Origin of the sequence: Falsiroseomonas ponticola, assembly GCF_016805305.1 — a bacterium.
GTDB lineage: Bacteria > Pseudomonadota > Alphaproteobacteria > Acetobacterales > Acetobacteraceae > Falsiroseomonas > Falsiroseomonas ponticola.
Map to the genome: position 1 here is coordinate 133873 of NZ_JAERQN010000005.1, position 23984 is coordinate 157856.

A 23984-nucleotide genomic window follows, 5' to 3' on the forward strand; every position below is an offset into this window, starting at 1 on the left:
GCTCAGATCTCCCACTGGAACCCATCGATGACGATGTGCTGGCCGGTGATGAAGTTCGGCTGCTCCGCCGCCAGGAAGGCGACCACGCGCGCCACGTCCTGCGGCTTGCCCACGCGGCCCAGCGCGATCTTCTTCGCCAGCTCCGCGCCGCGGGACCGCGTGAGGGTATTGCCGATCTCCGTCTCGATCACGCCGGGGCAGACGGCGTTCACCGCGATCTCGGGCCCGAGTTCCTTGGCCAGCGCCCGCGTCATGCCGAGGATGCCGGCCTTGGCGCTGGCATAGGCGAATTTGCTGACGGCGCTGGTGACGCCGCCGGTATGGGCGTTGAGGCTGGACATGGAGACGATGCGCCCGCCGCCGGCCTTGCGCATCAGCGGCACGAAGGCCTGGATGTAGTTGAAGCAGGATTTCAGGTTGATCGCGATGGTGCGGTCGAACTCCTCCTCCGGGCATTCCATGATGGTGCGGGGGTTGGACTTGCCGGCATTGTTCACCAGCACGTCGCAATGGCCCCATTCGGCCTCCACCGCCGCCGCGATTTCCTTCGCGCGGGCGTGGTCGGCGACATCGGCCTCGAAGGTCAGCGCCTGGCGGCCCATGGCTTCCAGCTCGCCCTTGGTGCGCGCCATCTCGGGCGCCAGCAAATCCACCAGCACCAGGTCGAAGCCCCGCTCCGCCAGCGCATGGGCGCAGCCGCGGCCGATCCCCCGCGCGCCGCCCGTCACCACCGCCACCTTCCGATCCGCCATGCCCGTTTCCCCCTGCGCAGCCGCTTCCCGGATGCAGCTTCCGCCGTAACGGCCGGGCGCGGAAGGGGGCATGACGCGGCGCGCGGAATGGGGCATGATGCGCCGAATAGTTATTCATCATAACAATCGGGAGACTCCCATGCGTACCCAGGTGGGCATCATCGGCGCAGGTCCGGCGGGGCTGCTGCTCTCGCACCTGCTGCACCTCCAGGGCATCGACAGCGTGGTGCTGGAGGCGCGGAGCCGTTCCTACGTGGAGGAGCGGGTGCGCGCGGGGCTGCTGGAACAGGGCAGCGTCGATACGCTGACGGAAGCCGGCGTCGCGGACCGGCTGCACCGCGAAGGCCTGGTCCATCATGGGATCGAGCTGCGCTACGACGGCGTCGGCCACCGCATCCCGGTGACGGACCTCACCGGCCGCGTGGTGACGATCTATGGGCAGCAGGAGGTGGTGAAGGACCTCATCGCCGCGCGCCTGGCCGCCGGCACCCATTCCGGCAACCCGCCCATCCTGTTCGAGGTGGAGGACGCGGCGGTGCATGACGTCACCTCCGACACCCCCCGCATCACCTTCCGCCATGGCGGGCAGGACCATGTGCTGGATTGCGCCTTCATCGGCGGCTGCGATGGCTTCCACGGCATCTGCCGCCCGGCGATTCCTGACCTGAAGATCTTCGAGCGTGTCTATCCCTTCGCCTGGCTCGGCATCCTGTCGCGCTCCCGCCCCGTCTCGGAGGAGCTGATCTACGCCCGCCACCAGGATGGCTTCGCGCTGGCCACCATGCGGTCCAACAGCATCTCCCGCCTGTATCTCCAATGCACGCCGGAGGAGGACATCAAGGAGTGGCCGGATGCGCGGATCTGGGAGGAGCTGCACCGGCGGCTGGGCGTGGGGAGCGAGCTGGAGGAGGGTGAGATCTTCCAGAAGGGCGTGACGCCCATGCGCAGCTTCGTCTGCGAGACGATGCGCCATGGCCGCCTGTTCCTGGCCGGCGACAGCGCCCACATCGTGCCGCCGACCGGCGCCAAGGGCATGAACCTGGCGATCGCCGATATCCGCGTGCTGGCGCGCGGGCTGGAACGCTTCTTCGCCAAGGGCGACACCGATCTGCTCGACCGCTACTCCGAGATCTGCCTGCGCCGGATATGGAAGGGGCAGCGCTTCTCCTGGTGGATGACGTCGATGCTGCACCGCTTCGGCGCCGACGATCCCTTCGAGCATCGCGTGCAGGTGGCGGAGCTGGAATACGTCTCCACCAGCAAGGCCGGCATGACCACGCTGGCGGAGAACTATGTGGGCCTGCCCTACGAGGTCTGATCAGGGCAGCGTGAGATCGGTGATGGAGCAGGTGTCCACGCGCCGGCGCTCCATCGCCTGGCCATTGGCGAAGACCACGCGCACATCGTTCACGCATTGGCCGGCGGGCAGCCTGACCACCAGGCGCTGCCCGGGCTGCAGCACCTGGCTGCCGAGCCGGTCCGGGCCCCAGCCCTGGTCGTTCGCGGCGGAGACATAGACTTCCCGCATCGTGATGCCCGCGGCATTGCCGAGGCGGAAGCTGGGATCGGCCATGGCGGAGACCGGCGGCACGTAGCTGCCGCCGGAAGCGCGCTGGCGTTCCCATTGCCGCTGCTGCATGTGGCGTTGCAGCAGGTGTTCGTTGATGGTGCCTGTCAGCGAACCCTGCGGGTTGTTGTACGTCGTGCCGCCCGGGCCGTTGGGCAGCCAGTATTGCTGCGCCTGCGCGGCCGGGGCGAGGGTGAGGGCGAGGAGGGCGATCAGGGTCGGGCGCATGCGGCGTTCCGTTGTTCTGGACGGCCGGCGCTATAGAACCCTTCGCGACTTCCCTGATGTCGCCGCGTGTTTCGCTGTTTCGTTCACGCCGATGTCAGCCGCCGCTGCACGCATGGAAGCCGCCGCCGGGCAGGGGGGCGAGTTCCAGGATGCCGAGCACGCGCGGGTTGCCGCCGCGGGGCTCGATGACCAGCGCGCCGCCTTCCGGGAAGGCGCGGCCGGCGACGGGATCGCCGAAGACCATGATGGCGGGCGTGCGATGGCCGACCAGCACGCGGTTGGTGCCGGGGGGCGGGTTCTCGCCATAGAGGCGCCGATGCTCCGCCACCACCCAGGCCAGGCGGTCGCCCGCGTAGTCATCCGCCAGCAGGCTGTCCGTGACCTCCACGGCGCCGAAGGCATGCTCCGCCGTGTCCCGCGCGCGATAGACGGGGCCGGCCAGGATGGGCTGCGCGAGGGGGATGCCGAACTCCCGCAGCCGCTCCCCGATCCGCGCGGATTGCGCGCGGCCGCTCGGGGAGATGTTGCGCTGGCCGGGGCGGTCGCCGATCCGGTAGCTGCGGTCGCAATTCTCGCCGCGCGTATCGGCGTGGCGGAAGAACAGCACCAGGCCGCCGGCGCGCAGCCGCGCGAGCAGCGCCGCGCCCTCCGGCGTCTCGGCCGTGGTCGGCACCAGGCGGGGCTGCGCGGCGGCGGGGGATGCCGCCAGCAGCAGCAGGAAGGCGCGACGCTCAACCGCCAAGGATCGCCTCCACCACCTCCTGCACCTCCAGCGCCTCGCGCAGCGTCGCCAGGTCCACCGCCTCGCCGCGCGTCAGGCGCGCCAGCTTGGAAAGCTGGCCGCGCAGCACCAGGGGGCGCATCTCGGCATTGGGCAGCGCATCCGGCGCGGGGCGGAATTCGCCGTCCCCGTCACGCTTCTCGGCGAAGGACCAGTCGCGCAGGCGGATGCTGCCGCCCTCGCAGGCCAGGCGCCATTCATTCGCCTCCTCCACCCCGGTGGTGCCGACGCCGCCCCGCAGCGCCACCGGCGTGCCGCCCGCCGTCAGCGTCGCGCGCACCGCCGTCTCCGCGCCGTCACCATCCGGGAAGGTGGCGTCGCGGTCGAGCAGGGTGAGCGGGCCGAGCTGCCGGCGCGTGAGGAACAGGAAGTGGGACAGCACTTCCCGCGTGAAGCCGCCATCGGCGCGCTTCGAGAGCCAGGACGCCGCGCCCTGCTGCCAGGCGCGGGGCCAGGCGGCGAAGTCCGCGCTGATGGAAAGGGTGCGCGGCGCGCCGATCCCGCCCCGCCAGGCCGAAAGCTGCGCCACGGCCGGGGAGGAGGCCATGGGGAAGTTGACCGCGGCGCGGGCGCCGGAGGCCTCGGCCGCCGCCACGAAGCGGCTTGCATCGGCCAGGTCGCTCGCCAGCGGCTTCTCCAGGAACACCGCGCGGCCGGCGGCGAAGGCGGCCTTCGCATGCGGGATGTGGGAGGAAGGGGGGGAGGCGATGTAGAGCGCGTCGCAGGCCTCGATCACCGCCTGGGCGCTGGCCAGCATGGGCAGGCCGGGCGCCACCTCCGCCAGCCGGGCGGCGGCGGCCGGGGAGGGATCCCAGGCCGCCACGGGCCGCACCTCCGCATGCGTGAGCGCCGCGCGCAGCAAGCGCTCCCCCATGATGCCGAAGCCGACGATGCCGAGCCTGACCATGCAGCCGATCCCCCGAATACCGGGCGTGACTTAACGCGCGCCCGCGTTCCGTCCAGCCCGCAGCGCGAAGACGATGCAGGAGACCACCGCCAGCACCCCGCAGGCGGTCAGGAAGGGCAGGCGCCAGCTGCCCGTGGCGCCGACCGCCCAGGCGAAGGCGCTGGGCGCCGTCAGGTAGCCCAGGAAGCACAGCAGGATGGCGCCTGACGACGCCTCCGCCACCCGGTCGGGCGGGGAGACGCGGGCGACCTCCGCCAGGAAGATCCCGTTCCAGCTGGCCGCGGTGAAGCCCGAGAGGATCGCGAGCGGGAAGGCCAGCAGCCAATGGCTGCCGGCGCCAAGCGTGATCCAGAGCGCCGAGAGCCCCGCCGCCAGCAGCCCGTGCAGCGCCAGGCTGCGCGTGGCATCGCCGAGCCGGTCCGCCGCCCAGCCCAGCACCAGCCGCCCCGTGACGCCCGCCAGCTGCATGGCGGCGAAGATGCTGCCGGCGGCGGGCAGGCCCATGCCGTGCTCCTCCACCAGCCAGGTGACGGTGAAGCTGAACAGGCTGCCCTGCAGCCCCGCGAAGGCGAAGGCCTGCAGCGTGAGGGGCGGCAGCACCGGGTGCATCCGCAGCGCCACCACCGGCACCAGCAGGCGGCGGAAGGTCAGGCTTTCCCGCCAGCTCCGCGTTCCGTCCCGCTCCGCGTCCAGCGCCGGGCGCAGGGGCTGGATCAGGCAGGCGCAGGCGAGCGCGATGACGATCGCGACCAGCATGGCGTCCTGCCAGCCGAAGGCGGCGGCGATGGGCGCGGCGAGGAAGCCCGCCAGCGCGCCGCCGGCCGGGGCGCCCGCCTGCTTGACGGAGAAGATCAGCACGCGGTGCCGCTTCGGCGCGTGCTGCTGCAGGATGCGGCTGCCGGCCGGGCCGGTCGGGCCATAGCCGAAGCCCAGCAGCAGCGCCGCCACCGGCATCAGCCAGGCCTGGCCGAGGAAGGCCAGCAGCAGCGCCAGGCTGCCGATGGTGGCCCCGGCCTGGATCATGCGCAGCGGCCCGTGCCGCGCCACCAGCGGCGTGCCGAAGAGCAGGAAGGCGATCGCGCCCAGCGTGTTGAGCGAGGAGAAGTTGCCCACGGTCTGCGGCGGCAGGCCGAGGTCGCTCATCATCAGCGGCGCGACCACGGGGATGACCTGGTTCAGGAAGCTGCCGACCGTCTGCATCAGCAGCGTGGCCGACAGCGCCGCGACCCAGGTCTTCATCAACGGCGGAGCCGGATGTCCAGTCCCTGGCGGATCCAGCGCCCCTCGATCATGTCGAGGTCGGTGATGCCGGAGGGCCGCGCCTTGGAGGGCTGTTCGCGCAGGTAGGGCGCGCGGTCGCGCTTCCAGATGTCATAGAGGCGGCGCAGCTCCACCAGCGGCAGCGGGTGGTCATCGACGCGGAGGTTGAGGTCCGGGAAATCCTCCGTCGTCGTCAGCACCAAGGCGGCGGATTGCCGGCCGCGGCGGTCGCCGCCCGCGGCTTCCCCGGCATCCAGCGCCGCCAGCAGCCGCTCCGCCAGCTTGAGGTCGTGGTTGGCGGCGAAGGCGGCGTAGGTATCGGCCAGCACGGCGGGGCCGGCCAGCATGTTGCCGGCGAAGGAGACATGGGCGGAGGTCACGTCCCCGCACCACTCCACGCAGTTCCTGCCCGTATAGGCGGCGCTGCGGCCGTGCCGGTCCACGGCGTGGATCTGCCGCAGGCCCCTTCCCTCATCCGCCGCCAGCGCGCTTTCGATGGCGGCCGCCGGCGACAGGCCGCGCGCCATGCCGTCCAGCACCGCGGGGCCGAGGTAGCGATTGGTCATGGACTGGGTGGAGACGGCGCCCACGCCCGACCGGACGAAGGGGCAGGAGGCACCGACCGCGAAGGCGCAGGTGGTGACGGCGACGGCGAAGGCGCCCGTCTCCGGATCATGGGCGACGACCGACCAGGTCATGGCGAGGTTCCGACTCTAGAAGATGGCGGAGACTACAGGCTGAAGTGCCGTTGCGCGCCAGGGGGTCTGCGGCCATTTTGCGGCGAAGATCACCGTTGGGAGGATATCGTCCATGCGCCAGCCGCTATCGCGCCGCAGCATTCTTGCGGGCCTGCCCCTTCTTGCCGCGCCGGCGCTGATGCCCCGCATGGCCTTCGGCCAGGGCGGCTGGCCGGACCGGCCGATCCGGCTGATCGTTCCCTTCGGCGCCGGCGGCGCGATCGACACGCTGTCCCGCACCGTCGCCGCCAAGTTCCCGGAGGTGACGGGCGGCCAGACGCTGGTGGTGGAGAACCGGCCGGGCGCGGGCGGCACCATCGCGGGCGCCGCCGTCACGCGTGAACGCCCGGATGGGCTGACGCTGATGATGGCGGATATCGGCGCCAATGCCATCGGCAAGGAACTGATCCCGACGCTGAGCTACGACCCGCCCACCGCCTTCACCCCCATCATCCACCTGGTGAACCTGCCCGCGGTGCTGATGGCGCATACCTCCGTCACCGCCACCACGGTGCAGCAGGTGATCGACCAGGCGCGGGCGCGGCCGGATGGCTTCACCTATTCCTCCGCCGGCAACGGCAATGGCAGCCACCTGTTCATGGCGCTGTTCCTGAAGGAGGCCGGCATCAAGATGGTGCATGTCCCCTACCGGTCCGGCGCCGAGATGGTGACGGCGCTGATCCGCGGCGACGCGCAGTTCGGCTTCCCGACCGTCTCCTCCGGCATCGGGCAGATCCGGCAGGGCAATGCGAAGGCGATCGCGGTGGGCAATGCCTCCGGCACCCCGCTGCTGCCGGGCATTCCCGCCGTCTCCACCGTGCTGCCGGGCTTCGAGGTCGCGGTCTGGCACGGCATCGTGGCGCCGCCCGGCATGGATCCGGGCCTGGCGCAGCGCATCAACGAGGTGTTCGGCCGCATCGCCGCCATGGAGGACGTGAAGCAGCGCATCTTCGACGGCCAGGCGGGCAGCGTCGTCGGCGGCACGCCGGAGGATTTCGCCAACCACATCCGGCGCGAGGTCGCGCGCTGGACGCCGGTGATCCGCGAGGGCGGGATCCGCGTGGAATGAGCGGGACGCCCGCGCTGCGCCGCCTGACCGCCGTGCTGGTGGTGCGCGACGTGGCGCGGGCGATCGGCTTCTACGTGGACCGGATCGGCTGCATCGAGTGTTTCCGCGTCGGCGACCCGCCATCCTACGCGGCGGTGGAGCGCGGCGCGCTGGTGCTGAACCTGATGCCGGCGTCGCGCGCGCCGGCGTCGCTCGGCCAGGCGCATCTGCACGTGCTGGTCACGGGGCTCGATGACCTTCACGCGGAGATCGCCGGGCGGGGGGTGGCGATCGAGGTGCCGCCGACGGATTTCGACTACGGGCTGCGGGAGTTCTCGCTCCGCGATCCCGATGGCAACCGCATTACCTTCGGGCAGGTGCTGTGACTTTTTAGTCGCTAAGGGATTTAAGCCGATTATGCCGATTAGGTGCGTTTAGCACCGTTTTTCGGGGGTGCTTGCGGGTTTTCGGGGATGCTTGGGGGCGGCAGGGCGTGGTTCGGGCGGTGATGAGCGCGAACATAGAGCGAACTGATGCGGCGGGCCAGCGGATTCGTCAGGCCTTCCGCGCCAGCAGGGCGAAGGCCAGGGCGTAGTCCGGGCCGGCGCGGCGGCCGAGGATGCGGGCGGCCTCCACGAATTCGGGGTCTTCCTCCAGCGGCGCCAGGGAAGCGGAGGCGCCGGGCAGCGCCCAGCCCGGGGAGAGGAAGAGCCCGTCGCTGCGGATCACCGTCAGCCCCACGGCGCGCAGCATGCCCGTGAGTTCCTGGACCGAGAAGCCGCCGCCCGGCACCGGCAGGTCGAGCCGCCGCAGCGCGCGGAGCGGCAGGCTTTCCTTGTTGTGCGCCGTCACCATCAGGCGGCCGCCGCGGGCCAGCACGCGCGCGGCCTCCGCCAGCGCGGCGGCGGGGTCGGCCAGGGCATCGAGCGTGTCGATCATCAGCGCGGCGTCGAAGCTGGCCTCCGCGAAGCCGAGGCGGGCGGCATCCATGCGCGCGAAGGCGAAGCGGGAGGGGATGGGGTGCCGCGGCAGGGCGCGGGCGAGCGCCCCCTCCGCGATGTCGATCCCCGCGACCAGCGCGGCATCGGGCAGCAGGGCGCCGAGGCGGCCGGCGCCGCAGCCGATATCGAGCACGGCCAGGTTGGCGCCCGGCGCCAGGTAGTCCGCGATCAGGCGGTCCGTCTCATCCTGGAAGGCGCGTTCCCGCGCCACGCCGGGCACGCCGCCGGGGGCGAGCCAGGGGCGGGGGGGCGCGTCCCGCTGCTCCGGCGCGCGGGTGAAGCCGCGGGCGGGGCGGAGCGCCGGGAGGGCGGCGGGCTGGCGGATGGCGGGGGCGACCGGGGCCTCCGCGACCGGGGGCGCCGCGACGGGGGGCGCGGGCTTCGGTTCCTCCGGCGGCAGCGCATCCCGATAGACGTGGAAGGCGCGAACATGGGGCGTCTCGTCCAGATCCTGGTCGCCGGGGCGGGGGCTGGTCGCGAAGACGACGAAGACCTCATTGGCGAAGATCGGGCGCGCGGCGGCGCCGAGCGCCATCAGGAAGGGGCGCGGGATGTCCGCGAGCATGCCCTTGTGGACGACGATCCAGGCGAAGGCGCGGGGCTCCGCGGTTTCGGCCGCGGCATAGCGTTCGGCGCGGGGGATGACGAAGCGGAAGGGCTCCGGCGCCAGGACCCGGTCGGGCGGCGCGAGGCGGGAGCGGAGGAACTCGGCGGTGGCAGCCCAGGGCTTGTCGTCGTGGGGGAAGGACATGGGGATCCAGTGGGACGGCGTGTGGGGGGCAGTGTCGCGAAGGTGGGGGGTGGGGGCAAGCGAGGGGTGTGATGCGGCCGTGGTGGGCGGGAAGCGGCTGTAGGTGGCCGCCGCACAGATGTCTGCCTCACCCTCGTGAGCGGACATGGGCGCACCCGGCGGGAGTTCGCCCGCTATGGCCTAGTGTGGCCGGAAGCAGCCCGTCCGCTTTTCAGCGCAGGTCCCAGCATCCGGGCGTTGGTTCACTATCGAAAGCGGCAGTTTAGCTGTTGCTAATGATTGTCCTGTCACTAACCGCTGTCCCGACGGGTAGCCCTCAAAAGGACTGCAATCGCTGACCGGGATGGTCCGTAGATGTCTTCCGTCGAAGCGAGAGGGGAGCTTGGTCGCTTTAGCCGTTCGCGGTTATAGGACGCGGCGTCGACACCGCTTGATAAAGGCGGCCGGGAACGTAATGCGCGGCTTCCCAGCCTCAACTCCTATATCATAGGTGAAGATAGAAATCTTAGCTGCAGTCAGGGCAGATGCCATCGCCGGCGTCAATGGTCGCTGTTTAGGAGGTCGCGGGTTAGGAATGAGAAGCGCCGGCTCTGGCTGGCCGCGAATTCCAATAAGGTGGGGATACAACTGCAGCTGCCCAACAGCCTCATAAATGCAATGGGCGGAACTACCGGTTTTGATCTCAATAAGTAATCTTGCCGACTCAATTAGCCCATCGACACAATACCCGTTCCCTGTTGGTTTTTTCAGATCATCGCCAACGATTTTTTTAAGTTCTTCAAACACATAGCCTTGCAATGCCAGAACCTCGACCGAACCGCCCGGTCGCGTCCGTATTGTTATCTGTCCTTTCTCATCCATGCCGTAAGTTGGTCTTTTCTGGTCTTCTTCCTCCGCGTTGCCTGCGGGCTTTCCCCCGCCGGCAAGGGTGCGGGCTCGAGCGCAGGCGTGAGCAAAGTCAGCGGCCTGCGCCACGATCTCGTCAGGCTTGGCACTCAGGTCTGCGACAACATACCAGTGGCGCGTTGATCGTTTCCCCGAAACTGTCAAGGGTACCTCAGTCAACCCGCTCAGTTCGGCAAATTGATCCTTGATGAAACCCGAAATTCGATTTGCTACTAGGCGCCCTTCTCGGAGCAGATATCTCCGCCCGGCATCATCAACTGCAAGAACCGTGACCGGCCCTTTGTCGCGCTTTGCCGCGTTAGGCCGAACGATCTTGACAGTTGAAGAGCCAGTGTCCGGATCAAAACCGAGCATCACCTCCCGCGTAATTTCGCCGCGACTTCCATGACCGTAATTTGTGAACAGCACACCCTTCCCGTCGATCAACCAACCGAATTCAGTATGTCTGGTGTTCGCTATCAGGGTGTCAGCCCACAGTCGAAAAGCGTCGTCACACATCGGCTGACTGCTGACAATCTGCACGCCACCCTCCTCAATCACCACTCGGCAGATCTCAAAAAGTGTGTACGACGATCGGTGGTTATGCAACCTAATCGATGATCAAGCACGTTTCCGTGCTTTGCGCGGTGATAGATGAACGGCTGCGTCCGGGAACAAGAGCAGTTCGCTCAAACGGTAACCTTAAGCGCGAAGTCGCCGGTCATGACCGACGGCGCTTAAGATGTGCTCGGCCATCAACACCGGACATACCGGCCGCGGGCCCGAGCGTCGTTGTTGGGTCGGAAGCAGACGCTCCGCCACGGTTCAGCGCCGTCCGCTCACCCTCCACACCCCATCGCATCCGCCAGCACCCCGAAATCCGGCGCCATCACATCCCATTCCTGCGCCGGCGCCAGATCCTTCGTCTGCCCCGGCCCATGCTCCATCGGCCGGGGGATGAACCCCGTGCGGAAGCCGGTGCTGCGCGCCGCGGCGAGGTCCCCGTTATGGGCGGCGCAGAGCATCACCTCCTCCGGCCGTAGCCCCAGCACGGCGGCGGTGTTGAGGTAGGCCGCCGGGCTCGGCTTGTAGGCCTGGGCGACTTCCGCCCCCAGGATCGCGTCCCAGGGCAGGCCGGCGCGCTTGGCCATGTTCAGCAGCAGCGCGACGTTGCCGTTGGAGAGCGGCGCGATGATGTAGCGCGTCTTGAGGCGCGTCAGGCCCGCGACGCTATCTGGCCAAGCGTCCAGGCGGTGCCAGGCGCGATTCAGGTGGTCCAGTTCGGCCTCGGGGACCGTGGCGGGGTCGAGGCCGTGGTCGCGCAGCACGATTTCCAGATTTTCGCGGTGCAGGACATCGAGGCGCGTGAAGGGGCGGGCGCCGCTGCGCACCGCCTCCATCGCCGGCTGGTAGCGGCGCCGCCAAGCATCGGCGAAGGCGGCGGGGTCCGCCGCGATGCCGTGCTTCGCGAGGAAGGGCGCGGCTTCCCGCGCCACCCCGCTGCGCCAGTCCACGACGGTGCCGAAGACGTCGAAGACCAGCGCCTTCACGCCGTGCGGATTGCTCATTCCGCGGCCTTGGCGGGCGGCAGGTTGCCGGCGGCCTCGGCCCATTTCCGGTCGAACTCCCACACATCGGGGAAGCCCATCAGCTCGCACATGCGGGAAAAACTGTAGTCGGCGTTGACGGTCATGTTGTTGGAGTGGCCATCGGCCTTGAGCTTGCCATAGGCGCGTTCGAGGGCGCCGGCGACGGTCAGGAAGCCGACCGCGGGGTAGATGGCGATGCGGTAGCCCATGGCGTGCAGCTTCTCGGCCGGGAGGATCGGCGTGCGGCCGCCCTCCACCATGTTGGCGAAGAGGGGCTTCTTGATGTGGCGGCCGACCTCGGCCATCTCGGCCTCGCTCTCCGGGCTCTCGATGAAGATCACGTCAGCGCCGGCTTCCGCATACATCTTCCCGCGGCGGATCGCCTCATCCAGGCCGTGCGCGGTGCGGGCATCGGTGCGGGCGATGATGAGGAAATCCTCGCTCTGGCGGGCCTCGGCGGCGACGCGGATCTTCAGCGCCATCTCCTCGGCGGGGATCACCTTGCGGCCGGGCGTGTGGCCGCACTTCTTCGGGACTTCCTGGTCCTCCAGCTGGATGGCGGTGACGCCCGCATCCTCATAGCCGCGGACGGTGTGGCGGACATTCAGCAGGCCGCCATAGCCGGTATCGGCGTCGGAGATGACGGGGGTCTTGCAGCCCTTGGCGATGGTGCCCATGCGGCTGACCATGTCGGTGTAGGTGGCGATGCCGGCATCGGCCAGGCCGAGATGCGACGCCGTCACGCCGAAGCCGGTGGCGTAGAGCGCCCGGAAGCCCATGCCGTCGGCGACCTTGGCGGAGATCATGTCGAAGACGCCGGGGGCGAGGATGAATTCGTCGTTCTTCAGCGCCTGGCGCAGGCTGGGATGGGCCATGGTCTCTCTCCTTCAGGCTTGTTCGAGCAGGTAGCCGACATTGGCGCGCAGCGCGATGTCGCGGATCTGGCGGTCGAGCGCGGGCGGGATGGGGATGCCATCGGCGAGGCGCGCCTCCCGCTCCGCCGCCTCGGGGTCGCCGGGGATGAGGACGGGCAGCGCCGGGTCGGCGGGCGGCGTGGCGCGCAGCACCTCCACCATCTCGTCCAGGTCGTGTTCGAAGGCGCCGGGGGCGCGGAAGGCGGTGGGGTCGATGGCCAGCATGAAGTGGCCGATATTGTCCGGATCCTCCGGCCGCTGGGTGCGGTTGCGGATGGGGGAGAAGGAGGCGCCGGCCAGCGTCGCGCCCAGGATATGGGCCATCATGCCGAGGCCGTAGCCCTTGTGGCTCGCCATCTCCGGCGTGCCGCCGATGGGGGAGAGGCCGCCTTCCGGCTTGTTGAAGACCTGCGCCACGGCGGCGTCGCTGTCCGTCACCGCCGCGCCGGACCCGTCCACCACCCAGCCCGGCGGGATCGGCTTGCCGCGCAGCGCCCGGGCGCGGACCTTGTTGGCGGCGGCGGTGGTGGTCGCCATGTCGAGCACCACCGGCGGTTGGCGCCGCCCGGGGGCGGCGAAGGCGATGGGGTTGGTGCCGAGCACGGGCACCGCGCCGCGCGTCGGCACCATGGCCAGCGTCTTGGTGCCGCTGGTGACGAGGGCGACGCAGCCTTCCGCCGCGGCCTGGCGGACATACCAGCCGGCGGCGCCGAAATGGTGGGAGTTGACGACGGCGACGGCGCCGATGCCGGCCTCCTTCGCCTTCCGCACGGCGAGGCGCATGGCGAAGGCGGCGACGGGATGGCCGAGGCCGGCGCCGCCATCGACCAGCGCGGTCGGGCCATTGTCCCGCATCACGACGGGCCGGGCATCGAGCTTCACCTGGCCGGCATGGCGCATGCGCTCATAGCTCGCCAGCATGCCGATGCCGTGGCTGTCCACGCCCATCAGGTCCGTGTCCAGCATGACGGTGGCGGTTTCCTCGGCCAGGTCCCGGGGCATGCCCCAGGCGCCGAGGATGGCGAGGATCTGCATCCTCACGCTGTCTGCCGTTGCGCGCATGGCCGCGTGTCTCCCCCGAGAGGGCGAAAGGGGTGGACCCGCCCGGGCGATGCGTCAACGGGGGCGGGTGCGGTGCCGTTATCTCCAAATCGATACGATTGCATCGCGGTGAGGCGGGGGATAAGTATTGGGTGTTGATCGGGACATGTCCCCCCATGGCAGACCAGCGCATCGAAGCCGCGCCCGGCGCGGAAGCCCCGGCATCCCTCGCCACGCAGCGGCGCGGGCGTGCGGATCCCTTCGCGCATGGCAACCTTCCCATGCGGCCGAACTACCTGCCGGAGGAGGAGGAGGGCGGGGGCAACCGGTCCGAATTGTGGAGCGTGGCCAAGGCGCTGCTGATCGCCGCGGGCGTGATCCTCGTGATGGGATGGCTGCTGGCGCGATCCGCCTGACCGCGTCATCCTTCCCCGGATAGCCGGGGATTCCGACCCATGCCGAATGACCCACCGGTGCACGCGCCACGGCCGGAACACGGGCCGGCGCATCGTGTGGTGCCCCGTCCGGTCGAAGCGCGGCCCGACCCCTTCGCGGTGGAGGGGGACCACAAGACCATGCGGCCCAATTCCCACCCGGAGGAAAGCGGCACGGGCGGCGATGGCTGGACCGCGGCCAAGGGCGCGGTGCTGTTCATCCTGGGGGCCGCGGTGGTGGCCTGGCTGCTCTTCAGCCTGCTGGCCTGAGCATGACGCGGCCAGGGGGACGCCCGGTGATGCTGGTGACGGGCGCGAGCCGGGGGATCGGCGCGGCCGTGGCTCGGCTGGCGGCGGCGCGGGGGCATGACCTGGTGCTGACCTGGCGCGGCGGCGGCAGCGCCATGGCCGAGACCGTCGCGGCCTGCGAGGCCGCGGGCGCGGCGGTGCTGGCGGTCGCCGCGGAGGCGGGCAGCGGGGCCGATACCGCCCGCGTCTTCGCGGCCTGCGATGCGCGCTTCGGGCGGATCGACGCCTTCGTGGCCAATGCGGGCATCACCGGGCCGGCCTCCGACTTCCTCTCCTCCTCCGACGAGACCTGGGAGGCGGTGTTCCGCGTCAATGTGCTGGGCCTGGCGAGCGGGTGCCGGGAGGCGGCGCGCCGCATGGCGACGTCCCGCGGCGGGCGGGGCGGGGGGATCGTGATGGTGTCCTCCCGCGCCGCGCGGATCGGCTCCGCCTTCGAATGGGTGCACTACGCCGCCAGCAAGGGGGCGGTGGATACGATGGTGCTGGGCCTGGCGCGGGAGATGGCCGGGGAGGGGGTGCGGGTGAACGCGGTGGCGCCCGGGATGATCGATACCGACATCCATGCGGAAATCCCGGGGCGGGTGGAGCGCATCCTGCCGGGGGTGCCGATGCGGCGCATGGGCACGGCGGCGGAGGTGGCGGAGGCGGTGCTGTTCCTGCTCTCCCCGGCCGCGGGCTACATCACGGGGGCGGTGGTGCCGGTGGGTGGCGGTCGCTAACCAATCGTAAGGTTTGCAACGGCTTCGGCGCTTCGGTATTTCTCCCGCATGAACACGGCCCGTCGTTCCCTGCTTGCCGCCGCCCTGACCCTGGCCGGGGCGCCGCCTGGGCTGGCGTTGCGCGGTGCCCAGGCCCAGGGGTTGCCCCACGGCCTTTCCCCGGACAGTACCGGCGCGACGCTCCGCCTGGTGGAGCGGCTGCTGCGGCTGGAGGAGGACGGGCTCGACCCGCGGCACTACGCCATCCCCGACACGGCGCTCGCGGCCTCGGACGCCGCTGCCTACCGGCTGGCGCTGCATCGCGCGGCGTCGCTGGCGCTGATGGACCTGCTGGGCGGGCGGGTGCGGGAGATGCCGGGCCGGCCGGATTTGCGGCGGGACGTGGCGGCGGTGGGGATGGAGCGGTGGCTGGCGGAGCTGGCTGCCACGCCGGACCCGGCGGCGGTGATCGACCGCGCGGCGCTGCTGCCGCCGGGCGCGGCGGCGCTGAAGGCGGAATTGCTGGCGCAGAAGCAGATCGCGCGGCGCGGCCAGGGCGCCACCATCCCCGGGGAGGGCACGATCGAGCCCGGCAGCGTGGATGCGGTGCGCATCCCCGCGCTGCGCGCGCGCCTGTCCGTGGAGGACCCGGTGCTGGCGGCCGCGCCGGATGCCGGGGCGCGCTACGACAGCGTGCTGGAAGCCGCGGTGCGGCGCTGGCAGGCGCTTCAGGGCCTGGAGGTGGATGGCCGGGTGGGGCGCATCTCCATCGGGCTGCTGAACCGGCCGCTGGCCCAGCGGGTGGACCAGGTGCGCGTGGCGATGGACGTGGCCCGCGCGCGGATGGCGGAGCCGGCGGAGCGCCGGATCGACGTGAACGTGCCGGACTATACCCTCCGTGTGCTGGAGGAGGGGCGGGAGCTGCTGGCGATGGCCGTCATCGTCGGGCGGCGGGACCGCGCCACGCCGATGCTGCGCGTGCGCATGACGTCGCTGCAGTTCAACCCGCCCTGGGGCGTGCCGGAACGCAATGCGCGGGAGGACCTGCTGCCGCGCTTCCGCCGCGACCCGCAGGCCATGATCGACAAGGGTTTTCGCGTGTTCGGCATGGTGGATGGCACGCGGCAGGAGATCGACCCGCGCACCATCGACTGGGCCAGCATCAACCCGCAGCGCATCCCCTTCTTCATCCGGCAGGATGCGGGGGATTTCTCGGCGCTGGGCCGCATCAAGTTCATCATGCCGAACAACGACGACATCTACCTGCACGACACGCCGGACCGGCACCTGTTCCGGCGGCCGGACCGCGCCTTCTCCTCCGGCTGCATCCGGCTGGAACGGCCGAACGACCTGATGGCGCTGCTGCTGGACGGCATGCCGGGCTGGGACCTGGCGCGCGCCCTGCGGGCGATCGAGGCGCGGACCACCAGCGGCGTGCAGCTGCGCCGGCAACTTCCCGTGCTGCTGCGCTATGAGACCGTGACGGTGGAGGCGGGGGGGCGCGTGCGGATCAGGCCGGACATCTATGAGCTGGACGCGGCCTATGCCCGCGCCATGGCGGCCGCGCGGCCCCTGCAGGTCGCGGCGCGGTGACCCGCCTGTTCGGTGGCGGCTGCCCCTGCTGCGAGCAGCGGGGCCTGCCGCGGAGCGGCGAGAGTGTAGGTTCGCGGCGCGGCTTCTTCGCCGCCGCGGTGGGCGTGGCGGCGGCGGTGGTGGCGCCCCCGGCCCTGGCCCAGGGCGCGATCCAGGCGGGGGGCGCGCCGCGGGTGCTGCGCGTGCGGCGCCAGGTGGTGGGGGACAGCTTCTCCGGCGTCTATTGGCGGGACGGGCGGTATGACCGGGACGCGCTGCGGCAGCTGGACATGGTGTTCCGCGACCTCTCCGCCGCCGAGCTGACGCCGATGGACCCGCGGCTGTTCGACGTGATGTCCACCGTGGCGCGGACGCTGGACAGCGACGAGACCTATGAGGTCGTCAGCGGCTACCGCACGCCGGAGACGAATGCGCGCAATGCCGGGCGCAGCCGCCGCGTCTCCACCGTGTCCCTGCACATGTCCGGCATGGCGGCGGATTGCCGGCTGCCGGGGCGGCAGGGGCTGGGGCTGGCGCGGGTGGCTTCCGAACTGCAACTCGGCGGCGTCGGGCTCTATACCCGGGACGGCTTCGTGCACCTGGATTGCGGGCCGGTCCGGCGCTGGTAGCGGCTACTTCCTGAAGGCGCGCAGGCCGAGCAGCGCACCGGCCAGGGCCAGCATGGCGCCGGCCGCGCCCGTCCAGGGCAGGCCCGCGGCGCCGATGACGATGCCGCCATAGGCCGCGCCCGCGCCCTGGCCCGCGAAGGTGGTGGCGCCGTTCAGCGCGATGGCGACGGCGCGGTCCTGCGGCGCCAGGTGCATCAGCTTGGTCTGCACCAGGGGGGCGAGGGCGAAGAGCGCCATGGACCCCGCGAAGACGCAGAGCGCCAGCGGGGCCGCGTGCCAGAAGGCCTGCGGCGTCAGCAGCAGCAGCGTATAGCCCGCGAGCGCCAGGGCCAGCAGCAGGAAGAGCAGCACCGGCACCCGCGCCCCCGGCATGCCCGCGACGCGGCTGCCGAGTGCGATGCCGGCCAGGCTGCCGATGCCGATGAAGACCTGGATGGCGCCGATGCCGCTGCCCTCGATCCCGGTCGCCGCCGTGACGATGGGGCCGAGATAGGCGGCGATGCAGAACAGCCCCGCGAAGGCCAGCAGCGTGGTGCCGAGCACGCCGGCGATGGCGGGCCGGAGGATGATGCCGAGCGAGGCGGCGCCGCCGCGATCCGTGCTGGGCAGGCGCGGCAGGCCGAAGCGCACGCCGATGGCGGCGATGGCGGAGAGCGCGCCCGAGAAGATGAAGCAGCCCCGCCACCCCACCACGCCGCCGATGGCTGTGCCGAGCGGAATGCCCAGCGAGAAGGCGAGGGTGAGGCCCGACAGCACGATGGCGATGGCGCGGCCACGCTGTTCCGGCGGCACGAGCATCGACGCCGCGACCCCCGGCATGACCAGCGTGACCGCGAGGCCGGCGGCGACGCGCAGCGCCAGCGCCAGGGTGAAGTCCGTGGCGAAGGCTGTCGCGATGTTCAGCACCGCGACCAGGCCGAGGCCCCAGACCAGCATGGCTCGGCGATCGAGCCGGGCCGTCAGCGCGGCGACCGGCGCGCCGGTGATGGCGTAGGTCAGCGCATAGGCCGCCGCCAACTGCCCGGCGGTGGCGAGCGACACGCCGAGATCGGCCGCCAGGTTGGCGAGCAGCCCGGTGAAGGCATAGGCGCCGGTGGCGGAGGCGAATTGCGCCGCGGTGAGCAGCCAGATGCGGCGATCCATGGGGAGCCTTATGCGCGGGCGGGGCGGCCGAGCCGATCGCCCAGTTGTTCGAGGATGGTGATGGCCTGGGCCTGGTCGCCGAGTTCGGCCGCGACGGCATCCTGCGCCGCCTGCCACAGCGGCAGGGCGGCGGCGAAGCGGGCCTCGCCCTGGGGGGTGAGGGCGTGGTCCGGGGCGAGGAGGCCGGCGGCGGCGAGGGTGGCCAGCGCGCGGAGCAGGCTGGTGCGTTCCAGCCCCAGCAGCGCCGCCAGATGGGTCAGGTCCCGGTGCCGGCCCATCCGCAGCGCGGCGAGCACGCTGAACTGGGTGGGCTTGAGGCCGGCGGGGGCCAGGTGCCGTTCGTAGTGCCGCGTCAGCGCCCGCATGGCGCGGCGGGTGCGGAAGCCGAAGCAGGCGCGGAGGTCGGGCTCGGGCGTCACATGGTGCATATGCACCAGGGGTGGGGTCCCGTCATGTTAGGGTTTGGTCACGGTGTCTCGCCCCAGGGATCGGCGAAGCGCAGCCCGGCGCGGCGGAAGGCGCAGCCCATCTCGATGGCGGCGGCCGTCGCGGCATAGGCGTCCCAGGGCGGCAGGCGGCGGAGCAGGCAGGCCAGGGCTTCCCGGCGTGGGCCGCGCTGGGCGCAGGCGAGCGCGAGCAGGAGGGCCGGTTCCTCCCCCACCAGGCGGGGGCAGAGGGGGCAGCCGACGGTGAGCGGGGATTGGGCGAGGGCGCGGAGAAGCCGGTCCAGCGGCTCCGCGGCCTCTCCCGCATCCTCGGTGGCGAGGAGGCGGCGGAGCGCGGGCAGGGCCGGTTCGCCGATGCGGGCGGCGCGGGCCCAGGCGCGGGCGGCATCGATGGCCAGGCGCTCCGCGGGCGGCAGGGCCTCGGCCTCGGCATTGGTCCAGGGCCAGCGGGGAAGGCCGGTTGTCGCCATGGGGAATCGCTCCTCTGCCTGTCGGGACCCAGGCTTATCGCAATTGAGAAGCGTTCGCAATTAGAGCCTGGCCGCGCCGGGTCACAGCAGGGCGAGGGTGCGGGGGTCGGGCTGGCCATCGGCATGCAGCGCCAGGGCCTGGGCGAAGAGGGGATCGTCCGGCGCGGCGGCGGCGAAGAGGGTCATGCAGGAGCGGAACTTCAGCGCATCGATGGCGCCGAGGATGTCCGGGAGGGGCTTCGGCGCGGCGGCGTTGACCAGGGCGGTGCAGTCCCGCAGGCGGGGGCCGAGGATGGGGTGGGCGAGCCAGTCGCGCGCGTCCCGCAGGGAATGCAGCGCGTAGAAGCGGGCGGTGTCGCTGCGGGCCAGGCCATCGAGCTGGGGGAAGATGAACCACATCCAGTGGCTGCGCTTGCGGCCGGCGGCGAGTTCGGCGCGGACCTGGTCGATGACCGGGTCCTGGGCAGCGAGGAAGCGGGTGGGGTCCCAAGGTGGAGATGAGGAGGGCATCGGGTGCACGTTACCCCCACCCCAGCCCTCTCCCGCAAGCGCGGGGGAGGGAGAGGCAAGGCGTAGCTGGTTACGAGGCCTTCCAGAGCTTCTGGGCGATCTCGAAGATCTCCTCCGGCGCGTAGTCCGGCGTGAAGGCGGAGGAGGCGCCGGCGAGGTCGGGGATCTTGCCGGACTCCGGGGGGCCGTTCATCACGACCAGCGGGCCGGTGCCGTCATAGGTGGTCTCGTCCTCCGACCAGATGCCGGCGATCGCCTTGTAGTCCTCCGGGCTGTTCGTATAGAGGCGGCGATGGATGCCCTCCGCCTCGTATTTGGCGGATTCCTTGATGTTGGCCAGCGGGATGTTGGGCACGGGCAGCATCTTCTCGATCGACACGCCCGTGATCTTCTTCAGCGCCAGCGCATAGGCCTGGGCGTGCACGCTGCCGCGCACCAGCAGGTAGCCGCAGACTTCCCGTGCGGTCTCGTCCGAGACGGTCTCATAGACGCGCAGCTTGTGCATGCGCGCGCCGCATTCCAGGAAGAAATTGTGCAGCAGGTCCAGCACCAAATTGCCGGTGTGGAAGACGAAGGTGCCGTTCCAGGGGCGGCCGCTGCTGTCGAAGGGCAGGCCGGCGCCGCCGCCGGTGAAGAAGCCGCCGGGGTCGCGTACATCCTTCATCATGTCGAAGGGCGTGTCGCCGGGCTCGCCCTTGGGCGCCGCGCCGGGCGGGCCATTGGCGAGCAGCGCGCAGCCATTGGTGACGAGTTCGACATGGCCCAGCTCCTCCGCCGTGATGGAGGCGACCAGGTCGTAGAAGGGCCGCAGCTTCGACTTGGAGCGGAAGTTGAAGGACTGGAACATGTAGTTGTTGAGGGTCGACATCTCCCCGAACTTGCCGCCGAGCAGTTCCTGCAGGGCGGAGGCGGCATTGGGGTCGGCGCGCTTCGGCTCCGGCAGGTCGATCAGCAGCTTGTCCATGCGCATGAACATCGGGGCGTCTCCGTTGGTGGTTCGGAGGGGCAACGCGAGCGGTGCGGGATCGCCCATGGATGTTCCGCGTGGGATGTGCAGATGGCAGTCCCGCCGACGGACTGCTTGTTGCGCTAACGGAAATCGCGGGAGGGTGGCAGGGCGGCGGCGTTCCGTTTCGCGTCGCGGATCGCGGGGTCGCGGGGGTCGTGCAGGTTGGGGCGCTCCACCTCATCCGCGCGGGCGAGGGTGCGCTTCCAGGCGGGATCGTCATCGTCGAGGCGGTGCAGGCCGTCCAGCATCGCCGACCAGTCATGCAGCCGCTTCACCAGCAGGTGGATGATGGGCACGGCGGATTGCTCGTGCCGTTCGACGCGGCCTTCCGCCATGACCAGGCGCGCGCCGACCACGGCGGCGCGGTCGCGGGTGACGACATCGGGGTAGAGGACGAGGTTGGCGGTGCCGAACTCATCCTCCACCGTGAAGAACACGACGCCCTTGGCGCTGCCCGGGCGCTGCCGCACCAGCACCAGGCCGGCGAGCTTCAGCCAGCGTGACTGCCGCGCGGCGGTGAGGGCGCGCGTGTCGGCGGCGCCGCGGTCGCGGATGGCGGCGCGGAGCAGCGCCATGGGATGGCGGCGGAGCGAGAGGCCGGTCGCGGCATAGTCCAGCACCGTCTCCTCGCCGGCCGTCTCGGGCGGCAGCAAGGGGAGTTGCGCGTCGCGGGCCTCGGAGAGGGGGAGGGGGGCCTCGATGCCGGCGGCTTCCCAGAGGGCACCGCGGCGGCCCTGCGCGAGGGGGCCGAAGGCATCGGCGCGGGCGAGGGCCTGCATGGCGCCGCGATCGAGCCGCGCGCGGCGGGCGAGGTCGGGGATGTCGGCGAAGGGGGCCTGGTTGCGGGCGGCGGTCAGCGCCTCCGCATGGTGCTGGTGCAGGCCGGCGATGAGGCGGAGGCCGAGGCGGAGGGAGGCCGAGGGCATCTCCAGCATGCAGTCCCAGTCGGAGCGCGTGACGTCGGCGGGCAGCACTGCCACGCCATGCTCCCGCGCATCGCGCACGATCTGCGCGGGCGCGTAGAAGCCCATGGGTTGGCTGTTCAGCAGCGCGGCGGCGAAGGCGGCGGGGTGGTGGCGCTTGATCCAGGCGGAGATGTAGACGAGCTGCGCGAAGCTGGCCGCGTGGCTTTCGGGAAAGCCATAGGTGCCGAAGCCTTCGATCTGCTTGAAGCAGCGTTCGGCGAATTCCTCTTCATAGCCCCGGGCCACCATGCCGCCGCAAAAGTCCTGGCGGAATTTCCAGATCTCGCCGGTGTTGCGGAAGGTCGCCATGGCGCGGCGGAGCTGGTCGGCGCGGGAGGGGGAGAAGCCGGCGCCGACGATGGCGATCTGCATCGCCTGTTCCTGGAACAGCGGCACGCCGAGCGTCTTCGACAGCACGCCTTCGAGTTCCTTGGAGGGATAGGTGGGCTCCTCCTCCCCGTTCCGGCGGCGGAGATAGGGGTGCACCATGTCGCCCTGGATCGGGCCGGGGCGCACGATCGCGACCTGCACGACCAGATCGTAGAACTTCGCGGGGCGCAGCCGCGGCAGCATGTTCATCTGCGCGCGGCTTTCCACCTGGAAGACGCCGACGGAATCCGCGCGCTGCAGCATGGCGTAGGTGGCGGGATCGTCCTGCGGGACGGAGGCCAAGGTCCATTTTTCGCCCGTCGCACCCTCGATCAGGTCGAAGGCGCGGCGGATGCAGGTGAGCATGCCGAGGCCGAGCACATCGACCTTGAGGATGCGCAAGGCCTCGATGTCGTCCTTGTCCCATTCGATGGTGGTGCGGCCTTCCATCGCGGCCTTGACGACGACGGTGTGCTCGATCAGCGGGCCCTTGGTGATGACGAAGCCGCCGACATGCGTCGCGAGGTGGCGGGGGAAGTCCTGCACCTCCTCCGCGATCTCCATGGCCATGCGGAGCTTCGCATCGCCCTCCGGCGCATAGCCATTGTCGGCGGCGAGGTCGTTAAGCGACTTGTCGCCGGCGCCCCAGACGGATTTCGCGAGGCGCGCGGTGACGTCCTCCGTCAGCCCCATCGCCTTGCCGACTTCGCGGATCGCGCTGCGCTCGCGGTAGCGGATCAGGGTCGCGGTCAGGGCGGCGCGGTCGCGGCCGTAGCGGGCGAAGATGTGCTGGATGACTTCCTCGCGGCGCTCATGCTCGAAATCGACGTCGATGTCGGGCGGCTCGTCGCGGGCGGCGCTGATGAAGCGCTCGAACAGCATGTCGTGCTTGTCGGGCGGCACGGCGGTGATGCCGAGCACGTAGCAGATGGCGGAATTGGCCGCCGATCCGCGCCCCTGGCAGAGGATTCCCTTCGACCGCGCGAAGCGCACGATCTCATGCACCGTCAGGAAATAGGCGGCGTAGTCGAGCTGCGCGATGAGGGCGAGTTCATGCGCGATCTGCCGCGCCACCTTGGGCGGCGTGCCGAGGGGGTAGCGTTCCAGGCAGGCGGCCTCCACGCGCAGCGCCAGCGTCTGCTGGGCGGTCAGGCCGGGGTCCAGGATCTCCTCCGGATATTCGTAGGAGAGGTCGCGGAGCGAGAAGCCGCAGGCGCGGGTGACGCGGAGCGTGGCGTCCAGCGCCTCCGGATGGCGGGGCAGGCGGCGGGCGACTTCCTCGGGCGGCAGCAGATGGGCCTCGGCATTGGGTTCGGCGGCGAAGCCGAGTTCCTCCACCGTGGTGCCGAGGCGGATGGCGGCCAGCACATCGGCGACGCGGCGGCGTTCGGGCGCGTGGTAGCGGACGCCGCCGGCGGCGATGAGGCCGAGGCCCGCGCTGCCCGCGGCCTCCGCCAGGCGATCGAGCCGCGCCTGGTCGTCGCCGCGGCAGCGGTGGTCCACCGCGAGCATGAGGGGGAGCGCCAAGCGCCTGCCGAAGGCGTTGGCATCGGCGCGGAGGCGCTGCGCCAGGGCGGGATCGGCGCCAGGGGCCGTGTTGGGGATGCGGGCGAGGACCTGGCCTTCGGCGGCGGCGACCAGGGCATCGCGGGTCAGGCGCGTTTCGCCCTTCTCGCCCTCCATCCGGGCCTCCGAGAGCATGCGGCAGAGGCGGCCCCAGGCGGGACGGTCCGACGGCCAGGCGAGGTATTCGGTGGCGTCGTCGAGCACCAGGCGGATGCCCGGGACGTAGCGGATGCCCACCTGCTCCGCCGCCACCATGCCGCGCACCAGGCCGGCCACCGAGTTGCGGTCCGCGATGCCGATGGCGGGCATGCCGAGCAGCTTGGCGGCGGCGACGAGTTCGCGGGGGTGGGAGGCGCCTTCGAGGAAGGTGAAGTTCGACAGCGCGGCGAGTTCGGCGAACACG

25 protein-coding genes are annotated in these 23984 nt (G+C 70.9%); 8 read left to right on the forward strand and 17 right to left on the reverse strand.

The genetic code is table 11. From position 1 onward, the window contains the following. Positions 1 to 2: 2 nt before the first annotated feature. Entirely contained in the window at positions 3 to 752 is a 750-nt protein-coding gene (locus tag JJI54_RS16255; RefSeq protein WP_203074070.1) for an SDR family NAD(P)-dependent oxidoreductase, read from the reverse strand. A gap of 139 nt (positions 753 to 891) precedes the next feature. On the opposite strand from JJI54_RS16255, the gene JJI54_RS16260 reads away from it, so the two are divergent. Then, complete coding sequence (locus tag JJI54_RS16260; protein WP_203074071.1) at positions 892 to 2070, forward strand: 4-hydroxybenzoate 3-monooxygenase; 1179 nt, start codon at positions 892 to 894, stop codon at positions 2068 to 2070. On the opposite strand, the gene JJI54_RS16265 is transcribed toward JJI54_RS16260, so the two are convergent. From JJI54_RS16265 to JJI54_RS16285, 5 genes are all read right to left on the reverse strand, one after another. Next, complete coding sequence (locus tag JJI54_RS16265) at positions 2071 to 2547, reverse strand: hypothetical protein (RefSeq protein ID WP_203074072.1); 477 nt, start codon at positions 2545 to 2547, stop codon at positions 2071 to 2073. It lies immediately after the preceding gene. Positions 2548 to 2641: 94 nt separating this feature from the next. Next, on the reverse strand, positions 2642 to 3289 hold the full coding sequence (locus tag JJI54_RS16270; RefSeq protein WP_203074073.1) for a histidine phosphatase family protein: 648 nt from the start codon (positions 3287 to 3289) through the stop codon (positions 2642 to 2644). Then, a complete protein-coding gene (locus JJI54_RS16275) occupies positions 3279 to 4235 on the reverse strand; it encodes a Gfo/Idh/MocA family protein (protein WP_203074074.1) in 957 nt (318 codons plus the stop codon). The genes JJI54_RS16270 and JJI54_RS16275 overlap by 11 nt, the downstream gene beginning before the upstream one ends. 30 nt (positions 4236 to 4265) lie before the next feature. Further along, entirely contained in the window at positions 4266 to 5474 is a 1209-nt protein-coding gene (locus JJI54_RS16280) for an MFS transporter (protein ID WP_203074075.1), read from the reverse strand. Then, positions 5474 to 6193 (reverse strand): DUF1028 domain-containing protein, encoded by a 720-nt coding sequence (locus tag JJI54_RS16285; RefSeq protein WP_203074076.1) that lies wholly within the window; start codon positions 6191 to 6193, stop codon positions 5474 to 5476. Before JJI54_RS16285 ends, JJI54_RS16280 begins: the two co-directional genes overlap by 1 nt. A gap of 112 nt (positions 6194 to 6305) precedes the next feature. On the opposite strand from JJI54_RS16285, the gene JJI54_RS16290 reads away from it, so the two are divergent. Both JJI54_RS16290 and JJI54_RS16295 read left to right on the forward strand, forming a co-directional pair. Further along, positions 6306 to 7301 (forward strand): Bug family tripartite tricarboxylate transporter substrate binding protein, encoded by a 996-nt coding sequence (locus tag JJI54_RS16290; protein WP_226381824.1) that lies wholly within the window; start codon positions 6306 to 6308, stop codon positions 7299 to 7301. Continuing rightward, positions 7298 to 7666 (forward strand): glyoxalase superfamily protein, encoded by a 369-nt coding sequence (locus JJI54_RS16295; protein WP_203074077.1) that lies wholly within the window; start codon positions 7298 to 7300, stop codon positions 7664 to 7666. Before JJI54_RS16290 ends, JJI54_RS16295 begins: the two co-directional genes overlap by 4 nt. Positions 7667 to 7835: 169 nt before the next feature. On the opposite strand, the gene JJI54_RS16300 is transcribed toward JJI54_RS16295, so the two are convergent. From JJI54_RS16300 to JJI54_RS16320, 5 genes are all read right to left on the reverse strand, one after another. Beyond that, on the reverse strand, positions 7836 to 9032 hold the full coding sequence (locus tag JJI54_RS16300) for a class I SAM-dependent methyltransferase (RefSeq protein WP_203074078.1): 1197 nt from the start codon (positions 9030 to 9032) through the stop codon (positions 7836 to 7838). 405 nt (positions 9033 to 9437) lie between these two features. Then, the gene (locus tag JJI54_RS16305) at positions 9438 to 10460 is read right to left on the reverse strand and encodes a hypothetical protein (protein WP_203074079.1); all 1023 of its coding nucleotides are present in this window, start codon (positions 10458 to 10460) and stop codon (positions 9438 to 9440) included. A gap of 296 nt (positions 10461 to 10756) precedes the next feature. After that, complete coding sequence (locus JJI54_RS16310; protein ID WP_203074080.1) at positions 10757 to 11485, reverse strand: haloacid dehalogenase type II; 729 nt, start codon at positions 11483 to 11485, stop codon at positions 10757 to 10759. Beyond that, positions 11482 to 12381: an isocitrate lyase/PEP mutase family protein gene (locus JJI54_RS16315; RefSeq protein WP_203074081.1), complete on the reverse strand. Its 900-nt coding sequence runs from the start codon at positions 12379 to 12381 to the stop codon at positions 11482 to 11484. Before JJI54_RS16315 ends, JJI54_RS16310 begins: the two co-directional genes overlap by 4 nt. A 12-nt stretch (positions 12382 to 12393) precedes the next feature. Continuing rightward, positions 12394 to 13482, reverse strand: coding sequence for an Ldh family oxidoreductase (locus tag JJI54_RS16320; protein WP_203074082.1), 1089 nt, complete (start codon positions 13480 to 13482; stop codon positions 12394 to 12396). Positions 13483 to 13637: 155 nt separating this feature from the next. Between JJI54_RS16320 and JJI54_RS16325 the strand changes: the two genes are divergently transcribed. The 5 genes from JJI54_RS16325 (at position 13638) to JJI54_RS16345 (ending at position 17103) form a co-directional block, all read left to right on the forward strand. Continuing rightward, on the forward strand, positions 13638 to 13877 hold the full coding sequence (locus JJI54_RS16325; protein WP_203074083.1) for a hypothetical protein: 240 nt from the start codon (positions 13638 to 13640) through the stop codon (positions 13875 to 13877). Positions 13878 to 13976: 99 nt separating this feature from the next. Then, entirely contained in the window at positions 13977 to 14165 is a 189-nt protein-coding gene (locus JJI54_RS16330) for a hypothetical protein (protein ID WP_203074084.1), read from the forward strand. A 29-nt stretch (positions 14166 to 14194) separates the two neighbouring features. Beyond that, positions 14195 to 14923, forward strand: a complete 729-nt coding sequence (locus JJI54_RS16335) for an SDR family oxidoreductase (RefSeq protein WP_226381825.1) — start codon at positions 14195 to 14197, stop codon at positions 14921 to 14923. Positions 14924 to 14971: 48 nt separating this feature from the next. Next, positions 14972 to 16495 carry a L,D-transpeptidase family protein gene (locus JJI54_RS16340; protein ID WP_203074086.1) on the forward strand — a complete coding sequence of 508 codons (1524 nt, stop codon included), beginning with the start codon at positions 14972 to 14974 and terminating at the stop codon, positions 16493 to 16495. Next, the gene (locus tag JJI54_RS16345; RefSeq protein WP_318987518.1) at positions 16492 to 17103 is read left to right on the forward strand and encodes a DUF882 domain-containing protein; all 612 of its coding nucleotides are present in this window, start codon (positions 16492 to 16494) and stop codon (positions 17101 to 17103) included. The genes JJI54_RS16340 and JJI54_RS16345 overlap by 4 nt, the downstream gene beginning before the upstream one ends. A 3-nt stretch (positions 17104 to 17106) precedes the next feature. On the opposite strand, the gene JJI54_RS16350 is transcribed toward JJI54_RS16345, so the two are convergent. From JJI54_RS16350 to JJI54_RS16375, 6 genes are all read right to left on the reverse strand, one after another. Continuing rightward, positions 17107 to 18246, reverse strand: a complete 1140-nt coding sequence (locus JJI54_RS16350; RefSeq protein ID WP_203074087.1) for an MFS transporter — start codon at positions 18244 to 18246, stop codon at positions 17107 to 17109. Between the two features lie 8 nt (positions 18247 to 18254). Next, positions 18255 to 18674: a MarR family transcriptional regulator gene (locus tag JJI54_RS16355; RefSeq protein ID WP_404817623.1), complete on the reverse strand. Its 420-nt coding sequence runs from the start codon at positions 18672 to 18674 to the stop codon at positions 18255 to 18257. A 38-nt stretch (positions 18675 to 18712) separates the two neighbouring features. After that, entirely contained in the window at positions 18713 to 19162 is a 450-nt protein-coding gene (locus JJI54_RS16360; RefSeq protein WP_203074089.1) for a hypothetical protein, read from the reverse strand. Between the two features lie 81 nt (positions 19163 to 19243). Further along, entirely contained in the window at positions 19244 to 19672 is a 429-nt protein-coding gene (locus tag JJI54_RS16365) for a DUF1810 domain-containing protein (protein ID WP_203074090.1), read from the reverse strand. A 70-nt stretch (positions 19673 to 19742) separates the two neighbouring features. Further along, positions 19743 to 20648, reverse strand: a complete 906-nt coding sequence (locus tag JJI54_RS16370) for a manganese catalase family protein (protein ID WP_203074091.1) — start codon at positions 20646 to 20648, stop codon at positions 19743 to 19745. 113 nt (positions 20649 to 20761) lie between these two features. Next, positions 20762 to 23983, reverse strand: a complete 3222-nt coding sequence (locus tag JJI54_RS16375; RefSeq protein WP_318987519.1) for an error-prone DNA polymerase — start codon at positions 23981 to 23983, stop codon at positions 20762 to 20764. Position 23984: the final 1 nt, after the last annotated feature.

Coding starts and splice junctions, on each gene's coding strand:
- JJI54_RS16320 (WP_203074082.1), bottom strand. CDS start 13,482: ATGCGCGCAACGGCAGACAGCGTGAGGATGCAGATCCTCGCCATCCTC.
- JJI54_RS16335 (WP_226381825.1), top strand. CDS start 14,195: ATGCTGGTGACGGGCGCGAGCCGGGGGATCGGCGCGGCCGTGGCTCGG.
- JJI54_RS16290 (WP_226381824.1), top strand. CDS start 6,306: ATGCGCCAGCCGCTATCGCGCCGCAGCATTCTTGCGGGCCTGCCCCTT.
- JJI54_RS16275 (WP_203074074.1), bottom strand. CDS start 4,235: ATGGTCAGGCTCGGCATCGTCGGCTTCGGCATCATGGGGGAGCGCTTG.
- JJI54_RS16310 (WP_203074080.1), bottom strand. CDS start 11,485: ATGAGCAATCCGCACGGCGTGAAGGCGCTGGTCTTCGACGTCTTCGGC.
- JJI54_RS16340 (WP_203074086.1), top strand. CDS start 14,972: ATGAACACGGCCCGTCGTTCCCTGCTTGCCGCCGCCCTGACCCTGGCC.
- JJI54_RS16265 (WP_203074072.1), bottom strand. CDS start 2,547: ATGCGCCCGACCCTGATCGCCCTCCTCGCCCTCACCCTCGCCCCGGCC.
- JJI54_RS16360 (WP_203074089.1), bottom strand. CDS start 19,162: ATGGCGACAACCGGCCTTCCCCGCTGGCCCTGGACCAATGCCGAGGCC.
- JJI54_RS16260 (WP_203074071.1), top strand. CDS start 892: ATGCGTACCCAGGTGGGCATCATCGGCGCAGGTCCGGCGGGGCTGCTG.
- JJI54_RS16285 (WP_203074076.1), bottom strand. CDS start 6,193: ATGACCTGGTCGGTCGTCGCCCATGATCCGGAGACGGGCGCCTTCGCC.
- JJI54_RS16365 (WP_203074090.1), bottom strand. CDS start 19,672: ATGCCCTCCTCATCTCCACCTTGGGACCCCACCCGCTTCCTCGCTGCC.
- JJI54_RS16350 (WP_203074087.1), bottom strand. CDS start 18,246: ATGGATCGCCGCATCTGGCTGCTCACCGCGGCGCAATTCGCCTCCGCC.
- JJI54_RS16300 (WP_203074078.1), bottom strand. CDS start 9,032: ATGTCCTTCCCCCACGACGACAAGCCCTGGGCTGCCACCGCCGAGTTC.
- JJI54_RS16370 (WP_203074091.1), bottom strand. CDS start 20,648: ATGTTCATGCGCATGGACAAGCTGCTGATCGACCTGCCGGAGCCGAAG.
- JJI54_RS16355 (WP_404817623.1), bottom strand. CDS start 18,674: ATGCACCATGTGACGCCCGAGCCCGACCTCCGCGCCTGCTTCGGCTTC.
- JJI54_RS16295 (WP_203074077.1), top strand. CDS start 7,298: ATGAGCGGGACGCCCGCGCTGCGCCGCCTGACCGCCGTGCTGGTGGTG.
- JJI54_RS16255 (WP_203074070.1), bottom strand. CDS start 752: ATGGCGGATCGGAAGGTGGCGGTGGTGACGGGCGGCGCGCGGGGGATC.
- JJI54_RS16280 (WP_203074075.1), bottom strand. CDS start 5,474: ATGAAGACCTGGGTCGCGGCGCTGTCGGCCACGCTGCTGATGCAGACG.
- JJI54_RS16315 (WP_203074081.1), bottom strand. CDS start 12,381: ATGGCCCATCCCAGCCTGCGCCAGGCGCTGAAGAACGACGAATTCATC.
- JJI54_RS16325 (WP_203074083.1), top strand. CDS start 13,638: ATGGCAGACCAGCGCATCGAAGCCGCGCCCGGCGCGGAAGCCCCGGCA.